We start from the raw sequence: 19,369 nt of genomic DNA, 5'->3' as shown, positions 1-19,369 counted from the left end.
GAACTCGAAAGGACCTCCCATGAGCATCTCGCTCCGCAACGCCGTACTGACCTACCCCGACGGAGACACCCGCCTGCGCGCCCTCGACGACGTCGACCTGGACGTGAACCGCGGCGAACTGGTCGCCGTCACCGGGCCATCGGGCTCGGGAAAGTCGAGCCTGCTCGCGGTGGCCGGACTGCTGATCTCGCCCGAGTCGGGCACCGTCGCGATCGACGGCACCGACGTCACGGGCCTCGATCGCGCAGCGCGCACCGACATGCGCCGGGAGAAGCTCGGCTTCGTCTTCCAGCAGTCGAACCTGCTGCCGTCGCTCACCGCGACCGAGCAGCTGCAGATGATCACGCACCTGAACGGCGGTTCGGTGCGCGAAAGCCGCAAGCGGGCCCGGGAACTCCTGTGCAGCCTCGGACTCGAGGGCCAGCTCGACCGACGCCCGAACCAGCTCTCCGGCGGCCAGCGTCAGCGCGTCGCGATCGCCCGGTCGATCGTGAACGATCCCGCGGTCCTGTTGGTCGACGAGCCGACGTCGGCGCTGGACGAGGAACGCAGCCGCGAGATCGTCGCGCTGCTCGCCGAGCTGAGCCGCGAGCGTTCGGTCGCGACGGTGATGGTGACGCACGATCTCAGCCAGTTGGACCTGGTGGATGCCGCCTACGAGATGCACAGCGGTGCATTGCGTCCTCGCGGCGCTGGGATCGCTACAGCTACAGCTACAGCAGCTTACTGAACTGGTCGTTCGCCTTCTGCATCACGAACTCGTACGGCGGAGCGAACTTTCGCGCCCACCAGTAGCCGAATCGGATGTCGTTGGACGTGTACACCAGATACCGGTTCTTCTCGATTCCGGCGATGATGCAGTCGGCGACCTTCTCCGGAGTCACGGCGCGCTTCTCGAATCGGTGCGTGAGCTTACGGATGCGGGGATCGTCGCGGTCCACACCGGCAATCTGCACAGTGCCCACCAACGGCGTCTTCACGCCACCGGGCACCACCAAGCTCACGCCGATACCGTGCCGCTTGAGATCGAACCGCAGGACCTCGGACACCCCGCGTAGACCGAACTTGCTGGCGCTGTAAGCCGCGTGCCACGGCAGCGCCAGCAGGCCGGCGGCCGACGAGACGTTCACGAGGTGTCCGCCGCGCCCGGCCGCGATCATCGGGGGCACGAACCGCTCGATGATGTGAATCGGGCCCATCAGGTTCACGTCCACCATCGACTTCCAGTGGCGATGCTCGAGATTCTCGACAGTGCCCCAGGCCGAGATGCCCGCGATGTTCATGACGACGTCGAGGCTGCCGAACTGTTCGTGGATTTCGTCGGCGAACGCGGTGACCGCGTCGAAGTCGGACACGTCGAGGGCCCGCGAACACTCGACGGTGCCGCCGGCGTGCTCGCAGAGGCCGACGGTCTCCTCGAGTCCCACCGCGTCGATGTCGGTGAGGAACAACCGGGCACCTTCCGCGGCCGCCGCGAGAGCCGTGGCCCGACCGATTCCGCTGGCCGCCCCGGTGATCAGGCACTTCTTACCGTCGAGCGTCTTGATCGCCATCGCCTGCAGTTCCCCGCCTTCGATCGGTTCAGGTTCAGTCCGTTTCGGCAGTGTACGTGGCGCACACCGGAATCGGCGCCGGACGATCTGCGGCGCCGATTCGGGCAGGTTCGGTGGAGCCGCGTCAGAGACGCTGCGCCATCTCGTCCTGGTAGTCGCGGATGGTCTTCTCGAGCCCCTCCGCGTCCTCGGGACGACCGTGGCTGCGGGCCTCGTCGGCCCGGTCACGCAGCACGTGAATCGCCCGGCGCAATTCGTTGTCGCTCATTCTGCGGTCCATGCCTCCCAGTTTCCCCGTCGCGGGCGCCATTTTCCAGGCGTCGCGCGCTGGTGGTAGCGATTCGAGACCAAGCGGTTGGCCGTGAGCTACCACAAGGTTATTCGTATGCCAAGGCAGCGTTCCACCGTCCCGAACGGCGCCACGGCGGCAGGTTTCGAACGATTGATCAATCAATACATTCGAGCTACCCGCCGGTTATCTCCGGTGTTAAGATCGTCGCGATGTCTGACTTCGCCGCACGGCTCAACAAGCTCTTCGAAACCGTCCATCCACCGGGCCGGAAGCCGCATACCAATGCGGAAGTGGCGAACGCCCTCATCGCGGACGGCCACAAGATATCCAAGCCGTACATATCGCAGCTGCGCTCCGGCCAGAGAAGCAATCCCTCGGACGAGACCGTCGCGGCCTTCGCGAAGTTCTTCAAAGTGAAGCCGGCGTACTTCTTCAACGACATCTACGCCTCGAAGGTCGACCATGACCTCGAACTGGTCACGCAGCTCCAGGGCTACGGGCTGCGGCGGCTGGCGACCCGGGCATTCGATCTGTCCGAGGAATCGCAGACGCTGCTGACCACGCTCGCGGAGAAGCTGCGGGCGGCGGAAGGCCTGCCCGAGATCCCGCCGGACGCCTCGCGCTGACGGAACCTGCGGTACGCGACACGCGACACGCGAGAAGTACCGGAACACGAAAGAGGCCCTCTCCCGAAGGAGAGGGCCTCTTTATTGTGGAGCTGAGGGGAATCGAACCCCTGACCTCTTCGATGCGAACGAAGCGCGCTACCAACTGCGCCACAGCCCCGAACCGCGATCCGCTTTCGCTGACCGCTCGGCAACTCTAACAGGACACGCGCCGAGATAACGAATCGCCTGGCCAGCGGCAAAAAATGGTCGAAAACGGCAGGGCGCCCGATCACCGTGGTGATCGGGCGCCCTGAAGCCGGAAGAGGAATTTGCCGGGAAATCACTGCCCGGACGCGCGCCTCATACCGTCGTCGCGGTAGGACACCTCGTAGTCGTCGTGCCGGCCACGGTCGCCACGCTCGACGAACTCCGCGTCGTAGTGGTCGAGATGATCGAACGCCGGGTCACCGTCGTCGACCTCGAGAACCACAGCGCCGGGCCGGCGCAGCCGCGCCGGGACCAGTCGCAGCTCCTCGTCGGAGTCCGATTCGACGCCCAGTCGCGAACGACCGAGGCGGGCCATGCGGCGACCGCGGATCTCCTGCTCGAGATGGACCTGCCGACGCAGGTAGGCGAGATAGCCCACGAGGGCGACCACCGAGAAGGCGGAGACCCACCACATCACGGGGGTCAACGCCACGGCGAGCGCGGCCGTCAGGATCGTCGCGAATATCAACCCGAGCACCGTGCGCTGACGGAACTGGTACCGGGCCGCGCTGGCGATCGCGTCGGCCTCGGGATCGAATCCACCCCGGCCGCGCCGATTCGGGACGTAGTCCCGGGCTGCGCCGCGCGTGCGGTCGATCGCATCGTCCATCATGTTCGCGTCGGCGTGAGCGTCCATTCGATCCTCCGCATCCGTGCCGTATGAGTCGTCGCCGTAGGTGTCACCGCGCAGCCGTACCGACGCCGGGCGCCAGTTCGGATCGCTCCGATGTCCGGCCGCGGGCCCGCGTGCCGGGCGTTCCGCGTCGCCACGATGCAGCACTCGAGTCGCGAGCGCCGCATCCGTCGTCTGCCGGATCCGGGGCCGCTTGCTGACAAGCATCGGAACAAGGACGAACAGCCAGACGGCAACCAGCGCGATCCAGATGATCGAGGAACTCGGCATACCGACGACCTCCTCCCATTCGTCTACCAGCACTGATGACGCCAATGACCTGCTCAGGCTAGTGGCATCCGCGCCGTTGCCGTCGCAGGCGCGCCGACTCAGGTTTCGCAGGTGTCACACCCGTCACTCGATTATCACCTCTCGAGAAGGAAATTGCAGCCTCGAGATTCAAGTGAGCCCAAGACCACTCCCGGCATACCCGCGTCGCCGCCGGCACTCGGCCGCCTGCGACGCCGCCCGATACGGACCCCGGCGACCGACTGCGCCCGGCGCCCGAACCGGGCCGGCGCGTGGGCACACACCCGGACCCGCCTTTTCCCGACCGTTCACGCGAAAGTGATAACAGCGACAATTCGCCGTCGAAACAGAATCGTTAGCGTCTCTTTATCAAATTTGAGAAAACAAGTCGCCAAAACCTTACGGATCAGTGACAGAGAACCAATACTGCAACCGGGCGTCCACGATTGTCGTAGTCGTCCCGAACTCTGCCCGAGGCCGGCGCGCTCCGGTCGCGAACAATCGAAGACGAGGAATTCCCATGCACGTGAATCACCGGTCTTTTCTTCGCCGCAGGCTTACGCGATCCGCTTCTGCCGTCATTGCCGGAGCAGCCGCCGTGATGCTCACGGTTTCCGTCGGTTCGGCGGGCGCCGAAGCCACATTCCAGCAGGACACCTCCGCCCACGCCGTCAGTTTCGACGGCTGGGAGCTCCACATCGACCAGACCGGTCAATCGCTCAACAGCGTCGCCCCGCTGTCCGGCAATCAGTTCACGCGCGACATCTTCGCGAGCGGACGAGCGCTCGCGACTGTCAGCGGTAACGGCGGCTCCCCCTACACCGGCGGCGTGCTCGAGGTGGGATACCAGATCGGCTACCAGGCCGACGTCTCCAACGGTGCCGTCATCACCGGCAATGCCGGGCTGACCCCGGGCGTGGTCTACATCCCGGAACAGGCGGAGACCGTGCACCTCACCGCGGACCCCAACATCCCGCCGGTCGTCGACCTGTTCAACGGTCAGGCACTCGAGCTGGGTATCGAGACCCCGGTCGAGGGCAACCTGTCCACGCAGGTCGCGCCAGGCACCATCGCGACGGTTCCGGTGCAGAAGAAGGAGTGCAGGTCCACCCAGTGCGCCATCACGCTGCGTGATGTCCATCTCGAGGTCAACCACGCCCTCGGCTCGGTGTCGGTCCGCTCCTACGCCATCTTCACGGCATCCACCGATGTCGCGGACGACGTCGTCGTCAGCTACGGTCCGCCGGTCATCGTGTGACCTGTGGCCGAACGGCCTCGTCGGGCTCGGGCCCCGGCGGGGCCGTTCGGCTGTCCGGGCGCTCGCCCATCAGCTCCAGGTGGCCCGTCCGGCCCGCACCAGACGATCGGACACCGAACCGGGTACCTCCTCGACGGTCATCGCGACCAGCAGATGATCGCGCCACTGACCGTCGACGTCGAGGTACCGCCGCAGCAGTCCCTCCTCGCGGAAACCTGCATGCCGCAGTACCGCCTGACTCGCCAGATTCTCCGGACGAACGGTGGCCTCCACCCGGTGCAACCCCATCGGACCGAAGCAATGGTCGAGCCCCAGCGCGAGTGCAGCCGTCGCGATGCCCTGCCCGCCCACGTCCTTCGAGACCCAGTAACCGATCCACGCGGACGACAGCGCACCGCGGACGATGTTGCCGACGGTGATCTGACCGCACATGCTGCCGTTCAACTCGATGGCCATCGGCAGCATGCGACCTTTGCGGGCCTCCGAGCGAAGACTCGAACACAACCCCGGCCACGCCGTGATGTGATGCCGGTCCGCCCAGGGAGCCTGACCGGTCGGCTCCCACGGCTCGAGGTGTTCCTGGTTGGCGATGCGGAGCCGACTCCACACGGCAGCATCCCGCAGACGAACGGGCCGCACCGTCACGCGACCGCCGACAACCCCCAACGGTCCGAGCCGAGCCGGCCACCCCGGATGCACAGACACGGTTCTTTCAGCCCCGCTGCGCAAGGAAAGCGACTTCCACCTCTTCACCGGCGCGAACCTCAGTGACGTCCGGTTCGACGAGAACGAGGCAGTTGGCCTCGGCGAGCGTCGCAAGCAGGTGTGACGACGCTCCGGGCGCTCCGCCGAGCGCCTGCACGAGGTACTCCCCCGTCGACTCGTCACGCATCAGCTGGCCGCGCAGGAATCCCTTGCGATTGGCGATGGATGTGATCGGAGCGACCGTGCGGGCGGTGACGATCCGGCGCATGGGCTGACGGCGCCCCAGCGCGATCCGGATGAGCGGCCGCACCATCACCTCGAACACGACGAGCGCGCTCACCGGATTGGACGGCAGCAGGAAGGTCGGGACCTCGTCGCGCCCCAGCTGCCCGAAACCCTGGACCGAACCCGGGTGCATGGCGACCCGCTCGACCTCGAGGTCACCGAGATCGGCCAGCGCGTCCCGGACCTCGTCCGACGCCCCACCACCGACCGCGCCCGCGATGACGACGATCTCGGACCGGATCAGCTGGCCCTCGACGACCTCTCGCAGTCGGCGCGGATCCATCGTCGCGATGCCGACCCGGTTGACGTCGGCGCCGGCGTCACGCGCCGCGGCCGCGAGCGCGTACGAATTGACGTCGTAGACCTGGCCCGGTCCCGGGGTGCGGTCGATGTCGACCAGTTCCCCGCCCACCGAGATCACCGACAGACGCGGCCGCGGATGCACCAGGACCTTGTCGCGGCCCACCGCGGCCAGCAGGCCCACCTGCGCGGCGCCGATGATGGTGCCCGCCCGCACCGCGACATCGCCCGGCTGGACGTCGTCACCGGCCCGGCGGACGTAGTCACCGGAGCGGACCGGCTTGTAGACCTTGACTCGGGCGTGGCCGCCGTCGGTGCGGTCCATCGGCAGGACCGCGTCGGCGAGGGTCGGCAGCGGAGCACCGGTGTCGACTCGGACGGCCTGACGCGGCTGCAGCCGGATCGGCTGACGCGAACCCGCCGTCACCTCCCCGACCACGGGAAGGGTGAGTTCGGTGGGCTCGCCGTCCTCGCCGCGGATATCGGTACCCGCGGCGAGAACGTCGACACTTCGAACTGCGTAGCCGTCGATCGCGGCCTGGTCGAAGCCTGGCAGTGGCCGTTCGGTCACCACTTCTTCGGCGCACAGCAATCCCTGTGCCTCGGAGATCGCCACCCGGACCGGCCGGGGCGCCACCGCGGCAGCAGTCACTCTCGACTGCTGCTCCTCAACCGAGCGCATGTGGTTCCTCGTCCTCCCGACCCTGTCGACCCGACCGCGTACTGCTGACGTCTACTCGCCGGCCGGCTTCAGCCGCTCGACCAGCCATTCGCGCAGCGAGGGGCCGTACTCCTCGCTGTTCAACGCAAAGTCAACCGCAGCACGCAGGTAGCCGCCGGGATTTCCCAGATCGTGTCGAGATCCGCGGTGGACGACGACATGCACCGGGTGTCCCTCGGCGATCAGCAATGCGATCGCATCGGTGAGCTGCAACTCACCACCCGCACCGGGAGTGATCCGGCGCAGCGCGTCGAAGATCGCACGATCGAGCAGGTAGCGACCGGCCGCGGCGAACGTGGAGGGAGCGTCCTCCATCGCAGGCTTCTCCACCATGCCGACGACCTTCAGGACATCCGGGTTGGTGGCATCCGGGACGGTCTCGACGTCGAACACGCCGTAGGCGCTGACCTGGTCCTTCGGTACGTCGATCGCGCACAGCACCGAACCACCGCGCTTCGCACGAACCCGCGACATCGTCTCGAGTACGCCGCGCGGCATCACGAGATCGTCGGGCAGCAGGACGGCGATCGCATCCTCGTCGTCGTCGAGGACGGCCTCGGCACACCCGACGGCATGCCCGAGCCCGAGCGGCTCCTCCTGCACGACGGAATCGACCTCGAGCAGGCCCGGAGCCTTCCGCACCTTCTCGAGCAGGTGGTACTTGCCACTGGCTTCGAGCTTGCTCTCGAGCACCAGGTCCTCGACGAAGTGAGCAACGACACCGTCCTTGCCCGGCGAGGTCACGATGACCAGTCGGTTCGCTCCGGAGTCGGCCGCCTCCCCCGCCACCAATTCGATGCCCGGGGTGTCGACCACCGGGAGTAACTCCTTCGGAACAGTCTTCGTGGCAGGTAGGAACCGCGTTCCCATCCCTGCAGCGGGCACAACCGCCGTCCGAAAGCACCTGTTGTCGTTGGTGACGGCATCTGTCATAACTCACCACCCTATCCACCGGCCCCCGCGGCCGGTCGCACGATCCTAAGGTGGCGATCATGAAATCGCTGTCCAAGACCGAATGGCGGAGCCACATCCTCCGGGAACGCCGAGCCGTGGACGACCGAACCCGAGTCTCGGAGGACGCGTCCTTGGTCTCGTTCGTCACATCCGCCGTGTCGACTCTGGCAGGGGCACGACCCGATCTCACGGTGTGCGCGTATGTCCCCGTCGGCACGGAGCCCGGGTCCGTCGACATGCTCGAGGCCCTCCGGCAGGCGGGATCGCGAGTGCTGGTGCCGGTCACCGGCGACCCCGGCCCCCTTGCGTGGGCCGAGTTCACCGGCCGCGACCACCTCGTCGCGGCCGGCTACGGGCTCCGCGAACCGAACGGCCCCGTTCTGCCGTCGGCCGAGGTCGGCGCCGCTTCGGTGGTGTTCATACCTGCGTTGGCAGTGGACGAGCACGGTGTCCGACTCGGTCGCGGGGCCGGCTTCTACGACCGGACGCTCGGGCTCGCGGATCCCACGGCGGCGTTGGTCGCCGTGGTCCGGGACAGCGAACTGGTCGCCGGACTGCCCGCCGATCCGCACGATGTCGCGATGGGGTGGGCGCTCACGCCGGGGCGTGGCCTGGTGCGCCTCGCCGCGCGCGATACCGAGGATCCGGGGGCTGCGCAGGAATAGGCATCTGGTTCGCACTGTTGGCACTGTCGACTGTAGAGTGCCAACACCTGCGGTTTGACTACACAATGCGGAGGAACCCAGTGCCCACCTATTCGTACGCCTGCACCGAATGTGACAACCGGTTCGACATCGTGCAGTCGTTCACCGACGACACCCTGACCGTGTGCCCGGAGTGCTCCGGCAAGCTCCGCAAGCTGTTCAACTCGGTCGGCATCGTCTTCAAGGGCAGTGGCTTCTACCGCACCGACAGCCGCGGCGGATCGAGCACGGCGAGCGAGCCCGCAAAGAAGTCCGAGTCTTCCTCGACTTCGTCGTCCTCGGCTGCGCCCGCGCCGTCCAGCGCCCCCGCCGCCGCCAGCTGACCAGGGGGCGGTCTGTCCACAGCCCGCCGCTCATCCACAGGCGGGCTCGCGTCGCCGTCGTGACGGGATCGGGTCTCCGCACCCCGGCCTAGCCTTCCGTCATGCTGACCATCCCGTTTCGCCGACGCGTGTCCGACCGCAACGGACCGCTGGCCCCGACGCTCGGTGACCGACTCGGCCGGATGACGCGTCCGGGCTGGGCACGAACCGACGCCGCGCGGCGCACCACCGCGGTGGTGCTCGTCGTCGCCGCGGGGATACTCCTGGTCCGAGGCAATCCCGATGATGTCGGTGAACCTGTCGTCGTCGCTGCCCGGGACCTCACACCCGGCCAAGTCCTGTCCGACGCAGACCTGCGCACGGTCGATCGCTCCGGAGCCGACACCCCCGCAGGCTCCGTCCCCGCACCGGATGCCGCACTCGGACGCACGGTGTCGTCGCCCGTCCGAGAGGGCGAGATCCTCACCGATGTCCGACTCCTGGGTCCCCGCCTCGCGGAGGCCGCCGTCGGATCCGCCGACGCACGGATCGTGCCCGTGCGACTGTCCGACTCCGGACTCGCCGCGCTCATCCGTGAAGGCGACCGGGTGGACGTCCTCACCGTCGACCAGTCGCGGCAGACCACCGACTCACGACCACCCTCGGCAGAGATCCTGGCCTCCGGCGCCACCGTCGTCCTGGTGTCCCCGGAGCGGTCATCGGGAACCGAGCGACGGGATCGCGTCGTGATGTTGGCGCTTCCGGCCCCCGCGGCGGGCGCGGTCGCCGCGGCGTCGCTGACCGATGCGATCACCGTGACGCTGCACTAGAGGCGCACGGCGCGCCGGTCCCGGCCTCTCTGAACTAGTCTCGACACGACCTCGAGACACCGACATCAGAGGGGATCCATATGCTGAAGGGGTTCAAGGACTTCCTGCTCCGAGGAAACGTTCTGGATCTTGCCGTCGCCGTTGTCGTCGGCGCGGCGTTCACGGCGATCGTGACCGCGTTCACCAACAACATCATCAATCCGCTCGTGGCCGCAGTCGGCGGATCCGACGAACTGGGCTGGGGCCGGGAGATCATCCCCGGCAACGACGCGACGTTCGTCGACGTCGGCGCCGTGGTGACCGCGATCATCAACTTCGTCATCATCGCCGCCGTCGTGTACTTCGTGCTGATCGTGCCGGCGAACGCCGTCAAGGCTCGCTTCGCGACGGAGAAAGAGGACACGAAGGCCAGCGAGGCCGATCTCCTCATCCAGATCCGCGACATCCTCGCCGAGGGACGGATCGGTGAGGCAGCCGACTCGATCGATCCGGACGGCAAGCACTCCCGCGTCCCGGAATAGCCCGTTCCGACCCGTTCCGTCCTGTTTCCCTGGGAAACGCGACAGCACCATCATCACCACTCGAGCCCGCCCGGACATAACCGGGCGGGCTCGAGTGCTGTCAGCGAACCCCGTTGGAAGTCAGGCGATTCGGAGCGCTCAGAGAACCCAGGGCTTGCCGAACGTGGTGACGACGTCGCCGGCAGCGCTCTTGACCGTCACGTACGGCCGGATCGTCACAGGACCGACGACGCCCGTGGCACTGCCGTGAGCATTCGCGAACTGGATCTCGGTGGCCGCGCCGTCGAACTTGCCCTTGGCAACCTCGACGGTCTTCACTCCCCCGCCCGGTGCGAGCTCGAGATCCAGGCTCGGACCGAACGCGACCGACACGCCCGCACCACTCGCCTCGAGCTTGGGGACGAAGTTCATCTCGAGCTTGCCGCCCAGCGAGACCGGGTACGCGACCTGGTAGCCGGCGACGATCTCGCTGCCCTCGTACTTGTCGGCGCCGGAACCCTCGATCTTCGCGGCGGCCCTAAATCCGAACGGCCACCGGGATCACTCCAATTTCGCCGAAAGCACTCGGCCTTCGGCATTTCCGAGCGGATCCCGGCCGAGATTAGACGGACCGGTCGCCAGACCCCCAGACGCCAGTTCCCGTCGAAACGGGTTCACCATACGAACATTTGAACCGGTCAGTTTGTAAAGGCGCAGTTCGACGGCGTAGCCAATCCCTTCGGACCAAGATCGCTATGGTGCATCACCCCCTCAACTGGGAAGGGGCCCGAAATCACGCTGCGCATTGCGTGTGAGCTGATCCGGCGGCCGACGACCGATGCAACGCGGAACGCTCACCGTGCACACGAGAATGCGCCGGGTATGCGTGATGAATCACACATACCCGGCGCATTACGGACTATTCCGAAAACAATCTATTGATTGAACTGAAGGTGGCGCGTCAGCCGTGGTGAGGGGGTACCTGACGCCGCAGCCATTCGTCCTGACCACCACTCGACGTCGAGGCCCCGTCGGAGGACCGTTCGTCCGAAGTCTGCTCGGGCAGCACGGTACCGAAGATGGCCTCGAGTCGGGCCCGGTCGACTCGCGACCGCCCACGAGGCCCCGACGTGGCCTTCTCCTCCGACGTCGACCCGGTATCCGTCTCGTCCGACATGGCTGGGGTGTGCACCCTTCCTACTCGTCGATGCTCGACAGCTGCCCGATGACGTGGCTAGCCAACGGAGTCAGCGTCGCCATCCCGTCGCGCACCGCGGCCCGCGAGGACGCGAGATTGACCACGAGGGTGCTGCCGGAGATCCCGACGAGTCCCCGCGAGATGACCGCATCCACAGCGCCCGCCGCGAGCCCGGAGGACCGCAGCGCCTCACTGATTCCCGGCAGCTCCCGGTCGAGGACCTCGGCGGTGGCGTCCGGCGTCACGTCACGCGGCGAGACGCCCGTCCCGCCGACCGAGATCACCAGGTCGACACCACCGATCACCGCGGTGTTGAGAGCGTTGCGGATCTCCACCTCGTCGGCGGTCACGGCAATCGTGGCATCCACCAGGAATCCGGCTTCGGTGAGCAGTTCGGTGACGAGCGGCCCCGTCGAGTCGACATCGCCGTGTGCGGTCCGATCGTCGACGATCACGACCAGCGCTCGTCCGGCCAACGGTGCTTCGAGTTCCATGGTCCCTACCGTAATGGCCGCATCCGAGTCAGTCGGGACCCGGCGGAGAATCCGTGTCAGCACCGGACGGTTTCCGGTCATCATCATCGTCCACCCGTGGTCGGCGCGGTGCCGAGCTGGACGTCGACCGTCTTCGAGTTACCCGAGGCGTCCTGATACGTCACGGTCACCTTGTCACCGGGCGCGTGGGAGCGGATCGCCGCGATCAGCGAGTCTCCACTCGTGATGATCCGGTCGTCGACCTTGGTGACGACGACACCCTTGGGGATGCCCGCCTTCTCGGCCGGGCCGCCCGCGGTGACGTCGACGACAGTCGCGCCGCCCGTGGACTCCTTGGCCGAGACCTGCACGCCGATGATCGCCTGCGTGGCCTTGCCCGTCTTGACCAGTTCGTCCGCGATACGGCGCGCCTGGTCGACGGGGATCGCGAAGCCGAGGCCGATCGAGCCACCCTGGCCGCCGGCGGTCGCGATCGCGGTGTTGATGCCGACGAGCTGGCCGTCCATGTTCACGAGCGCGCCGCCCGAGTTGCCGGGGTTGATCGCGGCGTCGGTCTGGATGGCGTCGATGACGGTGTTCTGGTTGCCCGTCTCACCGGTGGTCGACACCGGCCGGTCGAGCGCCGAGACGATACCGGAGGTGACGGTGCCCGCGAGTCCGAGCGGCGAACCGATCGCGACGACCTGCTCACCCACCTGAATGTTCTCGGAGGTGCCCAGTTCGACGGGGGTCAGACCCGACTTGCCGTCCGCCTTGATGACCGCGATGTCCGAGGTCGGGTCGGTGCCGACCAGCGTGGCCGGCGCGGTGGTCCCGTCGGCGAACGCGACCAGCAGCTTGCCGTCCGGCCCGCCACCGGCGACCACGTGGTTGTTGGTCATGATCAGGCCGTCGGACGAGATGACGACGCCCGAGCCCTCGCCCTCGCCGCGGGTTCCGGCCACCTGGATCTGCACCACGCTCGGCAGCACCTTGTTCGCGACCGCCTCGACCGAACCCGCCGGCGCATTGGACGCCGGACTGGTCTCGGGCTTGGGGACGTCGAGCGCATTCGAGACCGGAGCATTGCTGCCACCGTTCGACGACGTCGCGATCGACCCGACCGCCCCGCCGATGCCGCCGCTCACCAGCGCGAGGGCGATTGCGCCGGCGACCAGCGCGGACCGACCCGACTTGCGCGGCTCGGTGTGCGACGGCGCCCCGGTCGTGGGCAGCGTGCCCGTCGTGCCGATGCCCGGAATCTGCTCGGTGGGCTGGTAACCGGCCTGGTATCCGTGCTGGGGGTAGCCCGAGCCGGGTTGTCCTGCGCCCTGGTAGCCCTGGTTCTGGGGGTTCTGGGAGTAGTAGCCGCCACCCGAACGCCACTGGTCCTGCGGGCCGGGCTGGTGTCCGGCCTGGTAGGGCGCACCCTGCTGGGGATCGCCGTGTCGGGGAGTTCCCTGGTTGGGATTGGTTTCGCCGTGGGGGTTACGGTCGTCGGTCATCGCACCGCCTTCATTCGTGACCGCCGGGGATGGGGCGGTCGCAGTGTCTCGATCGGTGGTCGATCCGCTGCCACAGAAGCCGTGAGGGAAACTGCAGCGGCGATCCGACTCACCGAGATCCCGGATCCGGTCCGGTCGCTGAATCCAGATTGCCCGGCACGGCTGAGAAGCCGCTGAGACGCTGCTTTCAGTTTCCCGTGTTCCTGACGAAGTGGCCAGGATCACATCCCGGACGTTCGGATCAGCGGCTGTCGGCCTCGGGTTCGCCCGGCAGGACGATTCGGATACGGGCACCGCCTCGGTCGGACGTCTCCACCGCGATGGTGCCGCCGTGCTTGACGACCACCTGCCGGACGATCGCCAGGCCGAGACCCGATCCGGGCATCGAACGTGACGCCGTCGACCGGTAGAACCGTTCGAAGACCAACTCCCGATCCTCGAACGGGATGCCGGGGCCAGCGTCGTCGACGACGAGTTCGAGCAGGCGGTCACCGATCTGTCGCATCGTGACCTGCACACGCTCCCCCGTCGGACTCCACTTCGCGGCGTTGTCCAGGACGTTGAGGACGGCCCGCGAGAGCCCGGCCTGGTCGCCGTAGATGAACCACGGAGTGGTGACGGCCTCGAAGTCGATCTCGTTCCGTCGGCGACGGGCCTTCTCGAGGGACCGCTCCACGACCTCGCTGAGATCGACCAGCTCGAAGACGGTCTCGGGGGCATCCTCGCGCGCGAGATCCACCAGGTCCCCGACGAGCGTGGAGAGCTCCTCGATCTGGGCTACGACGTCGGCGCGCAGGTCCGCCATGTCCTCGGCCGGAATGCTCGGCGCCCCCGGGCGACTCGATGCGATGAGCAGTTCCATGTTGGTCCGCAACGAGGTGAGCGGGGTACGCAGCTCGTGTCCGGCGTCGGCCACGAGCCGACTCTGCCGGACCCGTGATTCCGCGAGGGCGCGCAGCATCGTGTTGAAACTGGTTGTCAGGCGAGCCAGTTCGTCGTTGCCGGTGACCGGAATCGGGGTGAGATCGTCGGTGCGGGCCACGCGTTCGGTCGCTGCGGTCAGTCGTCCGATGGGTCTCAGACCCGTTCGGCCCACTGTCGTGCCGGCCGCCGCGGCGAGGACGACGCCGCATCCACCCACCACGAACAGCACCCAGGCGAGCCGGTCCAGCACGTCCTCGGTCGGCTCGAGCCGCTGCGCGATCACCAGGGTGCTGCCGTCACGCGTGCGCTCGGCGAGCACCCGGTTGCCCTCGACGGTGCGCAGCGAGAAGTCGCGCTGTCCTCGGGCAACCGCCATCTCGGCCGGGCCGATCGGAACCACCGAGCCGGGCGGGATGTACTTGTTCAGGTCCGAAAAGATCAGCGCCACACTGATATCGCTGGTGTATAGCGTCGCGCCAGCGATGTACCGCGGGTCGAAGGTGATGAGGTCGTTGTCGACGATCGCGGATGCCCGCGAACGCAGCTGGTTGTCGACGTCGGCGTACAGGGCGCGCGAGACCACGGCATACGCCGCCAGCGCCATGACGGCGACCGCGACGGCCACGACGGACGCCGCGAGCAACGTCACGCGCCACCGCAGGGACACCGACCGGGTGAGCGGCATCGGTGGCCGCATCTCGTGCCGGGGTGGGGGCATGGGACCGATCTGCGGACCGGTCGGGTTCGGGTCGGCGCCCGCGCGCCCGAAGGGGGTGACCATCACGGAGGAGTCTCCCGCAGCACGTATCCGACGCCGCGGACCGTGTGGATCAGTCGGGGCTCGCCCTCGGCTTCGGTCTTCCGACGCAGGTAACCGACGTACACCTCGAGCGCGTTCCCCGACGTCGGGAAGTCGTATCCCCACACCTCTTCCAGGATGCGGCTGCGGGAGAGCACCCGCCGGGGGTTCGCCATGAGCATCTCGAGGAGCGCGAACTCGGTGCGCGTGAGACTGATCGACCGACCGGCGCGGGTCACCTCGCGGGTGACGGGGTCCAGGGTCAGATCCTCGAACGTCATCGCCTCGGAATCCTCACCGGCAGCCGGGGACGCGCGGCGCAGCAGGGCCCGCAGCCGAGCCAGCAACTCCTCGAGCGCGAACGGCTTGGGCAGGTAGTCGTCGGCACCCGCGTCGAGGCCGGCCACCCGCTCCGACACCGAATCGCGCGCCGTGAGAACGAGAATCGGAAGATCGTCACCCGTGCTTCGCAGGCGCCGGCACACTTCCAATCCGTCGAGTCTCGGCATCATGACGTCGAGCACCAGGGCGTCGGGACGCGATGCGGACACCTTCTCGAGCGCATCCACGCCGTCGACGGCGAGATCGACCGTGTACCCGTTGAAGCTCAGGGAACGCCGCAGTGACTCCCGAACAGCCCGGTCGTCGTCGACCACCAAAATGCGCATGCGGCCATTTTGGCCCCACCGACTGAGATCCCGCTGAGAGGATCCCGTTCACCAGACCGGCGTGTCGCGTCAGTCACGCGGCAGCCTCGGTCCCGGCAGGCTCCAGTGCCGCCACAACGCTGCCAACCGAACGGTCGTCGCGACCACGGTGCCGACCACCAACGCGGTGTTGCCGGTCAGGCCCGCCTCGGACCCGGCGACCACCAGCGTCGCACCGAGCAGCGCGGGAATCGCGTAGAAGTCGCGGTGCAGCAGCAACGGCACCTCGTTGACGAGCACGTCGCGCAGGATGCCGCCGCCGATGGCCGCGGTCGCACCGATCAGCACGGATGCGAGGGCACCGGCGCCCGCCCCGAGCGCGATCGTCGCACCCGTGCTCGCGAACAGTCCCATCCCCAGCGCGTCGAGCACGAGGATCTCGCGTCGCAGCCGCCCGATCGCCGAATGCACGAAGAACACGATCACTGACGTCGCCGCCGCGGTCCCGAACAGCGGCCAACTCGTGAGTGACGTCGGCGGGTGGATGCCGAGCAGCACGTCGCGCACGATGCCGCCGCCGATGCCGGTGAACACGCCGACGACACAGACCCCGAAGACGTCGAACCGCTTGGTCACCCCGACCAGCGCGCCGGACGCGGCGAACACGGCGACGCCCGCGAGCTCGAGGATCTTCAGCAGCACGCGGACAGCGTCGCACGGACCGGCGCGCCAGGGGTCACAGTCGGCCGGGATCGATCCGGCCGAGCCGGACCGCACGGACCAGACGTCGGGGGACGCGATGAGTCCGGCCGTCGACGGTCACCGTCACCAGGTCCGGGGCGATCGCCTTCCACCGGGACCGTCGGCTGCGGGTGTTGGCACGCGACATGCGCCGCTTGGGTACCGCCATCGTTCAGCCCTCCCAGGGTCCGCGGCCGATACGGCGGCCGAACCGCCGCTCGAACTTCTCGACCCGCCCCTGCCGATCGACCAGACGACTCGTGCCGGTCCAGAAGGGATGCGAATCGCTCGTGACGTCGACGACGACGAGCGGCCGGACGGTGCCGTCGACCCATTCGACGGTGTGGTCGGTCGCCGCAGTCGATCGGGTGAGGAAGGCATGCCCGGTCGTCGAGTCCTGGAAGACCACCGGCCGGTACTCGGGGTGGATGCCTGGTTTCATCGCTTCGTTTCTCCGTTCGTGTTTCGGTGTTCGGCGCTTCGGTGGTCGGCGCTTCGTTGTTCGGTTCCGAGGCCCGCGCCGGCGATCCGACCGACCGGATCGGGGTCCGCGCACGGGTCCTCGTGGAACTCCCCGAACGGGTCTTCCCACGTGGACCATGCCGACTCGTCGGCCAGCTCCCACTCGGTGAGCAGCGCCCAGTCGAGGGCGCGCGTCACCGCGTCCGGGTCGGCGTCGTGTACGAGCACCACGAGCGAGGTGTCCCGGTCGCCGAACCGCTCGTCCCAGCCCAGCGCCGCCATCGCACGCCGTTCGTCGTCGGCGGCCGCGAGTTCGTCCTCCGTCATCGCGGCCAGCCAACGGTCCGCACTCGCCACGCGTAGGCCCCCACCGGCGGATTCGAGCCAGAGCGCGACGTCGGATCGGGTCGCGAGCCACATGCGCCCACGCGCCGTGACGACACCGTCGAGCAGGACGTCGATCGCCTCGTGCAGCCGCCCGGGATGAAAGGGACGTCGGGCCGTGAACTCGACGAGTGACACCCCGTGCTCGGCGTGCAGTGGCGGGCCACCCCGCAACAGCGGCGCGTGCGTGCCGAAGATCCGGCCACGTCGGGCGTCCGCCGGGATGAGCGGCAGCAACGCAGATGCGTCGGGCGTCCCGGAGATCGGCGCACCCGGTGCGAGACGGGCGAGGACTGCACGCAGCCGGTGCGACAGCCACGGCTCGCCGGTGTCGTCGTCGACCACGAGCGCGTCAGCGAACGCCACCTGCCCGACCGCCACCTGGGCCACGGTCCGGTCATCGTCGAGGTCGTCGTCGCCGGTGGCGGCAAGCCACCACTCCCCGGCGTCTAGGCACGTCACAACCGCATCCACGCGTACGTCGCGGACCGCGGGCCCGTCGAGTTGTCCGACCACGCCGACCACCGGGACGTGTTCGATCGCCCAACACACCGCCTCCGGTTCCAGTGCGTGGTCGAGCTCGAGCACGATCCGGTCCACCGAACTGCGCGCGTGGAGACGGCGCAACAGCGGCAACAGGTCGTGACGCAGCGTGCACGACACGCACCCGTGCGCGAGCTCGAGGATCTCGGTCCGCACCTCGGGGGCCTCGACCGATCCAGTCGTCACGGTGCGGCGGACCACCCCCTCGCGGAGCTGCCCGAGGTCGTGATGGATCACGACCGTGCCCACCCGACCGTCACCCAGCAGCGAGAGGGCCGTCCGATGGACCGGCCCGCTCCAGCCCGCGACGAGAACCAACGGTGTGCGGCCGTCCGGCACGTCAGCCACAGCCACCCCTTTCGAAAACGATTGTCATTACCGATTCACGAGGCTACACTTCGATCGCGCTTGTCGACAATCGTTTTCATTAATCGTTCGAGTTCGGCCCTCATGGACCGGAGAGGAAGTCCCATGCCCGCTCGCTGTCAGGTCACCGGACGCACCCCGGGATTCGGCAGGTCCGTGTCCCATTCGCACCGGCGCACCAGCCGCCGCTGGAACCCCAACATCCAGAAGAAGACGTACTTCGTGCCCAGCCGAGGCCGACGAATCACATTGACGCTGACCCCGAAGGGCATCCGCACCATCGACCGGGACGGCATCGAGGCCGTCGTCGCCCGCATGCGGGCCGCAGGAGAGAAGGTCTGACCATGGCAGGCAACGAGGTCCGCCCCGTCATCAAGCTGGTCTCGACCGCGGGGACCGGATATCGGTACGTCACCCGCAAGAACCGCCGCAACGACCCCGACCGGATGGTGCTGCGGCGCTACGACCCCGTGATCCGTCGGCACGTCGATTTCCGAGAGGAGCGCTGACGCGGTGGCAAAGAAGTCGAAGATCGCACGGAACGAACACCGTAGGGCCGTCGTCGCGCGGTACGCGCCGGTGCGCGCCGAACTGAAGGAGACAATCCGCCGACCGTCCAGCTCGGCCGAGGAACGCGCCGAAGCCCAGTACCGGCTTCGGCAGCTTCCCCGGGACGCGAGTCCGGTAAGATTGCGCAATCGAGACGCTGCGGATGGACGTCCGCGCGGTCACCTGCGGAAGTTCGGTCTGTCCCGCGTGCGGATGCGCGAGATGGCACATCGTGGGGAACTGCCAGGCGTACACAAGTCGAGCTGGTAAGGAAGAGCAATGGCAGTCAAGAGAGCACCGTCGAAGAAGGCGCGCAGCGAACAGGGCCGCCGTCCCAAGAAGAACCCGCTGATCACCGCGGGCGTCGAGACCGTCGACTACAAGGACATCAACCTGCTCCGCACGTTCATCTCCGATCGCGGCAAGATCCGCAGCCGCCGCGTCACGGGCCTCACCCCGCAGCAGCAGCGTCAGGTGGCCGTCGCGGTGAAGAACGCCCGCGAGATGGCACTGCTGCCCTTCACCAGCCGGTAGCACACACGCTCTGCCGAAAGGCCGCGCAGTCGAGGCGACTGTG

The 19,369-nt window shown here is 67.8% G+C and carries 26 protein-coding genes, 1 tRNA gene and 1 pseudogene; 11 read left to right on the top strand and 17 right to left on the bottom strand.

Features of this window, described 5'->3' with window-relative positions:
• The first annotated feature begins 19 nt into the window (after positions 1–19).
• Positions 20–730, top strand: a complete 711-nt coding sequence (locus tag DEU38_RS00760) for an ABC transporter ATP-binding protein (RefSeq protein ID WP_114718223.1) — start codon at positions 20–22, stop codon at positions 728–730.
• On the opposite strand, the gene DEU38_RS00755 is transcribed toward DEU38_RS00760, so the two are convergent.
• Both DEU38_RS00755 and DEU38_RS28220 read right to left on the bottom strand, forming a co-directional pair.
• A complete protein-coding gene (locus tag DEU38_RS00755) occupies positions 714–1,553 on the bottom strand; it encodes an SDR family oxidoreductase (RefSeq protein ID WP_114718222.1) in 840 nt (279 codons plus the stop codon). The genes DEU38_RS00760 and DEU38_RS00755 overlap by 17 nt on opposite strands.
• A 124-nt stretch (positions 1,554–1,677) precedes the next feature.
• Positions 1,678–1,821 (bottom strand): hypothetical protein, encoded by a 144-nt coding sequence (locus DEU38_RS28220; RefSeq protein ID WP_174907146.1) that lies wholly within the window; start codon positions 1,819–1,821, stop codon positions 1,678–1,680.
• A gap of 233 nt (positions 1,822–2,054) precedes the next feature.
• Between DEU38_RS28220 and DEU38_RS00745 the strand changes: the two genes are divergently transcribed.
• Positions 2,055–2,471, top strand: coding sequence for a helix-turn-helix domain-containing protein (locus DEU38_RS00745; protein ID WP_114718220.1), 417 nt, complete (start codon positions 2,055–2,057; stop codon positions 2,469–2,471).
• Positions 2,472–2,558: 87 nt separating this feature from the next.
• On the opposite strand, the gene DEU38_RS00740 is transcribed toward DEU38_RS00745, so the two are convergent.
• Positions 2,559–2,631, bottom strand: a tRNA-Ala gene (locus DEU38_RS00740).
• 162 nt (positions 2,632–2,793) lie between these two features.
• Positions 2,794–3,624: a gephyrin-like molybdotransferase receptor GlpR gene (glpR, locus tag DEU38_RS00735; RefSeq protein WP_114718219.1), complete on the bottom strand. Its 831-nt coding sequence runs from the start codon at positions 3,622–3,624 to the stop codon at positions 2,794–2,796.
• A gap of 619 nt (positions 3,625–4,243) precedes the next feature.
• On the opposite strand from glpR, the gene DEU38_RS00730 reads away from it, so the two are divergent.
• Positions 4,244–4,900, top strand: coding sequence for an MspA family porin (locus DEU38_RS00730; RefSeq protein WP_258557587.1), 657 nt, complete (start codon positions 4,244–4,246; stop codon positions 4,898–4,900).
• A gap of 69 nt (positions 4,901–4,969) precedes the next feature.
• Here DEU38_RS00730 and DEU38_RS00725 read toward each other — a convergent pair whose 3' ends face one another.
• The 3 genes from DEU38_RS00725 to DEU38_RS00715 are packed head-to-tail and all read right to left on the bottom strand — an operon-like array spanning position 4,970 to position 7,844.
• Positions 4,970–5,605, bottom strand: coding sequence for a GNAT family N-acetyltransferase (locus DEU38_RS00725; RefSeq protein ID WP_114718217.1), 636 nt, complete (start codon positions 5,603–5,605; stop codon positions 4,970–4,972).
• A 7-nt stretch (positions 5,606–5,612) separates the two neighbouring features.
• Entirely contained in the window at positions 5,613–6,872 is a 1,260-nt protein-coding gene (glp, locus tag DEU38_RS00720; protein ID WP_114718216.1) for a gephyrin-like molybdotransferase Glp, read from the bottom strand.
• Positions 6,873–6,923: 51 nt separating this feature from the next.
• Positions 6,924–7,844, bottom strand: a complete 921-nt coding sequence (locus tag DEU38_RS00715; protein ID WP_114718215.1) for a UTP--glucose-1-phosphate uridylyltransferase — start codon at positions 7,842–7,844, stop codon at positions 6,924–6,926.
• A gap of 59 nt (positions 7,845–7,903) precedes the next feature.
• Here DEU38_RS00715 and DEU38_RS00710 point away from each other — a divergent pair, with 59 nt between their 5' ends.
• From DEU38_RS00710 to mscL, 4 genes are all read left to right on the top strand, one after another.
• A complete protein-coding gene (locus DEU38_RS00710; RefSeq protein ID WP_114718540.1) occupies positions 7,904–8,530 on the top strand; it encodes a 5-formyltetrahydrofolate cyclo-ligase in 627 nt (208 codons plus the stop codon).
• An 80-nt stretch (positions 8,531–8,610) separates the two neighbouring features.
• Positions 8,611–8,892: an FmdB family zinc ribbon protein gene (locus tag DEU38_RS00705; protein ID WP_114718214.1), complete on the top strand. Its 282-nt coding sequence runs from the start codon at positions 8,611–8,613 to the stop codon at positions 8,890–8,892.
• Between the two features lie 101 nt (positions 8,893–8,993).
• Positions 8,994–9,701 (top strand): SAF domain-containing protein, encoded by a 708-nt coding sequence (locus DEU38_RS00700; protein WP_114718213.1) that lies wholly within the window; start codon positions 8,994–8,996, stop codon positions 9,699–9,701.
• 80 nt (positions 9,702–9,781) lie between these two features.
• On the top strand, positions 9,782–10,222 hold the full coding sequence (mscL, locus tag DEU38_RS00695) for a large-conductance mechanosensitive channel protein MscL (protein WP_114718212.1): 441 nt from the start codon (positions 9,782–9,784) through the stop codon (positions 10,220–10,222).
• Positions 10,223–10,360: 138 nt separating this feature from the next.
• Here mscL and DEU38_RS00690 read toward each other — a convergent pair.
• From DEU38_RS00690 to mrf, 10 genes and pseudogenes are all read right to left on the bottom strand, one after another.
• A pseudogene (locus DEU38_RS00690) lies at positions 10,361–10,729 on the bottom strand (MspA family porin); the annotation flags it as partial.
• A gap of 433 nt (positions 10,730–11,162) precedes the next feature.
• Entirely contained in the window at positions 11,163–11,378 is a 216-nt protein-coding gene (locus tag DEU38_RS00685; RefSeq protein WP_114718210.1) for a hypothetical protein, read from the bottom strand.
• Positions 11,379–11,398: 20 nt separating this feature from the next.
• Positions 11,399–11,893, bottom strand: coding sequence for a molybdenum cofactor biosynthesis protein B (locus DEU38_RS00680; RefSeq protein ID WP_254622834.1), 495 nt, complete (start codon positions 11,891–11,893; stop codon positions 11,399–11,401).
• 83 nt (positions 11,894–11,976) lie between these two features.
• On the bottom strand, positions 11,977–13,377 hold the full coding sequence (locus DEU38_RS00675) for a S1C family serine protease (protein WP_114718209.1): 1,401 nt from the start codon (positions 13,375–13,377) through the stop codon (positions 11,977–11,979).
• 241 nt (positions 13,378–13,618) lie between these two features.
• Positions 13,619–15,082, bottom strand: coding sequence for a HAMP domain-containing sensor histidine kinase (locus DEU38_RS00670; RefSeq protein WP_114718208.1), 1,464 nt, complete (start codon positions 15,080–15,082; stop codon positions 13,619–13,621).
• Complete coding sequence (locus DEU38_RS00665) at positions 15,082–15,768, bottom strand: response regulator transcription factor (protein ID WP_114718207.1); 687 nt, start codon at positions 15,766–15,768, stop codon at positions 15,082–15,084. The genes DEU38_RS00670 and DEU38_RS00665 overlap by 1 nt, the downstream gene beginning before the upstream one ends.
• 69 nt (positions 15,769–15,837) lie before the next feature.
• Positions 15,838–16,449, bottom strand: a complete 612-nt coding sequence (locus DEU38_RS00660) for a trimeric intracellular cation channel family protein (RefSeq protein WP_114718538.1) — start codon at positions 16,447–16,449, stop codon at positions 15,838–15,840.
• Positions 16,450–16,483: 34 nt separating this feature from the next.
• Positions 16,484–16,657 (bottom strand): 50S ribosomal protein L32, encoded by a 174-nt coding sequence (rpmF, locus tag DEU38_RS00655; RefSeq protein WP_114718206.1) that lies wholly within the window; start codon positions 16,655–16,657, stop codon positions 16,484–16,486.
• A gap of 3 nt (positions 16,658–16,660) precedes the next feature.
• Positions 16,661–16,930, bottom strand: a complete 270-nt coding sequence (locus DEU38_RS00650; protein ID WP_114718205.1) for a type B 50S ribosomal protein L31 — start codon at positions 16,928–16,930, stop codon at positions 16,661–16,663.
• Complete coding sequence (gene mrf / locus DEU38_RS00645) at positions 16,927–18,231, bottom strand: ribosome hibernation factor-recruiting GTPase MRF (protein WP_397484149.1); 1,305 nt, start codon at positions 18,229–18,231, stop codon at positions 16,927–16,929. The genes DEU38_RS00650 and mrf overlap by 4 nt, the downstream gene beginning before the upstream one ends.
• 117 nt (positions 18,232–18,348) lie before the next feature.
• Between mrf and rpmB the strand changes: the two genes are divergently transcribed.
• From rpmB to rpsR, 4 genes are read left to right on the top strand one after another with little or no spacing between them, the layout of a single operon-like run.
• Complete coding sequence (rpmB, locus tag DEU38_RS00640; protein ID WP_114718203.1) at positions 18,349–18,585, top strand: 50S ribosomal protein L28; 237 nt, start codon at positions 18,349–18,351, stop codon at positions 18,583–18,585.
• Positions 18,586–18,587: 2 nt separating this feature from the next.
• On the top strand, positions 18,588–18,752 hold the full coding sequence (gene rpmG, locus DEU38_RS00635; RefSeq protein ID WP_114718202.1) for a 50S ribosomal protein L33: 165 nt from the start codon (positions 18,588–18,590) through the stop codon (positions 18,750–18,752).
• A gap of 4 nt (positions 18,753–18,756) precedes the next feature.
• Positions 18,757–19,062 (top strand): 30S ribosomal protein S14, encoded by a 306-nt coding sequence (gene rpsN / locus DEU38_RS00630; protein ID WP_114718201.1) that lies wholly within the window; start codon positions 18,757–18,759, stop codon positions 19,060–19,062.
• A gap of 9 nt (positions 19,063–19,071) precedes the next feature.
• The gene (rpsR, locus tag DEU38_RS00625; protein ID WP_114718200.1) at positions 19,072–19,326 is read left to right on the top strand and encodes a 30S ribosomal protein S18; all 255 of its coding nucleotides are present in this window, start codon (positions 19,072–19,074) and stop codon (positions 19,324–19,326) included.
• Positions 19,327–19,369: the final 43 nt, after the last annotated feature.

This window comes from Rhodococcus sp. AG1013, from assembly GCF_003350365.1.
In the GTDB taxonomy this organism is placed as follows: Bacteria; Actinomycetota; Actinomycetes; order Mycobacteriales; family Mycobacteriaceae; genus Prescottella.
This window is presented reverse-complemented; position numbering and strand designations above follow the sequence as displayed.

Excerpts from the sequence above, each read along its gene's own strand:
- DEU38_RS00760 (WP_114718223.1), top strand. The coding sequence starts at position 20 with ATGAGCATCTCGCTCCGCAACGCCGTACTGACCTACCCCGACGGAGAC.
- DEU38_RS00755 (WP_114718222.1), bottom strand. The coding sequence starts at position 1,553 with ATGGCGATCAAGACGCTCGACGGTAAGAAGTGCCTGATCACCGGGGCG.
- DEU38_RS28220 (WP_174907146.1), bottom strand. The coding sequence starts at position 1,821 with ATGAGCGACAACGAATTGCGCCGGGCGATTCACGTGCTGCGTGACCGG.
- DEU38_RS00745 (WP_114718220.1), top strand. The coding sequence starts at position 2,055 with ATGTCTGACTTCGCCGCACGGCTCAACAAGCTCTTCGAAACCGTCCAT.
- glpR (WP_114718219.1), bottom strand. The coding sequence starts at position 3,624 with ATGCCGAGTTCCTCGATCATCTGGATCGCGCTGGTTGCCGTCTGGCTG.
- DEU38_RS00730 (WP_258557587.1), top strand. The coding sequence starts at position 4,244 with ATGCTCACGGTTTCCGTCGGTTCGGCGGGCGCCGAAGCCACATTCCAG.
- glp (WP_114718216.1), bottom strand. The coding sequence starts at position 6,872 with ATGCGCTCGGTTGAGGAGCAGCAGTCGAGAGTGACTGCTGCCGCGGTG.
- DEU38_RS00715 (WP_114718215.1), bottom strand. The coding sequence starts at position 7,844 with ATGACAGATGCCGTCACCAACGACAACAGGTGCTTTCGGACGGCGGTT.
- DEU38_RS00710 (WP_114718540.1), top strand. The coding sequence starts at position 7,904 with ATGAAATCGCTGTCCAAGACCGAATGGCGGAGCCACATCCTCCGGGAA.
- DEU38_RS00700 (WP_114718213.1), top strand. The coding sequence starts at position 8,994 with ATGCTGACCATCCCGTTTCGCCGACGCGTGTCCGACCGCAACGGACCG.
- mscL (WP_114718212.1), top strand. The coding sequence starts at position 9,782 with ATGCTGAAGGGGTTCAAGGACTTCCTGCTCCGAGGAAACGTTCTGGAT.
- DEU38_RS00685 (WP_114718210.1), bottom strand. The coding sequence starts at position 11,378 with ATGTCGGACGAGACGGATACCGGGTCGACGTCGGAGGAGAAGGCCACG.
- DEU38_RS00680 (WP_254622834.1), bottom strand. The coding sequence starts at position 11,893 with ATGGAACTCGAAGCACCGTTGGCCGGACGAGCGCTGGTCGTGATCGTC.
- DEU38_RS00675 (WP_114718209.1), bottom strand. The coding sequence starts at position 13,377 with ATGACCGACGACCGTAACCCCCACGGCGAAACCAATCCCAACCAGGGA.
- DEU38_RS00670 (WP_114718208.1), bottom strand. The coding sequence starts at position 15,082 with ATGGTCACCCCCTTCGGGCGCGCGGGCGCCGACCCGAACCCGACCGGT.
- DEU38_RS00665 (WP_114718207.1), bottom strand. The coding sequence starts at position 15,768 with ATGCGCATTTTGGTGGTCGACGACGACCGGGCTGTTCGGGAGTCACTG.
- rpmF (WP_114718206.1), bottom strand. The coding sequence starts at position 16,657 with ATGGCGGTACCCAAGCGGCGCATGTCGCGTGCCAACACCCGCAGCCGA.
- DEU38_RS00650 (WP_114718205.1), bottom strand. The coding sequence starts at position 16,930 with ATGAAACCAGGCATCCACCCCGAGTACCGGCCGGTGGTCTTCCAGGAC.
- rpmB (WP_114718203.1), top strand. The coding sequence starts at position 18,349 with ATGCCCGCTCGCTGTCAGGTCACCGGACGCACCCCGGGATTCGGCAGG.
- rpmG (WP_114718202.1), top strand. The coding sequence starts at position 18,588 with ATGGCAGGCAACGAGGTCCGCCCCGTCATCAAGCTGGTCTCGACCGCG.
- rpsR (WP_114718200.1), top strand. The coding sequence starts at position 19,072 with ATGGCAGTCAAGAGAGCACCGTCGAAGAAGGCGCGCAGCGAACAGGGC.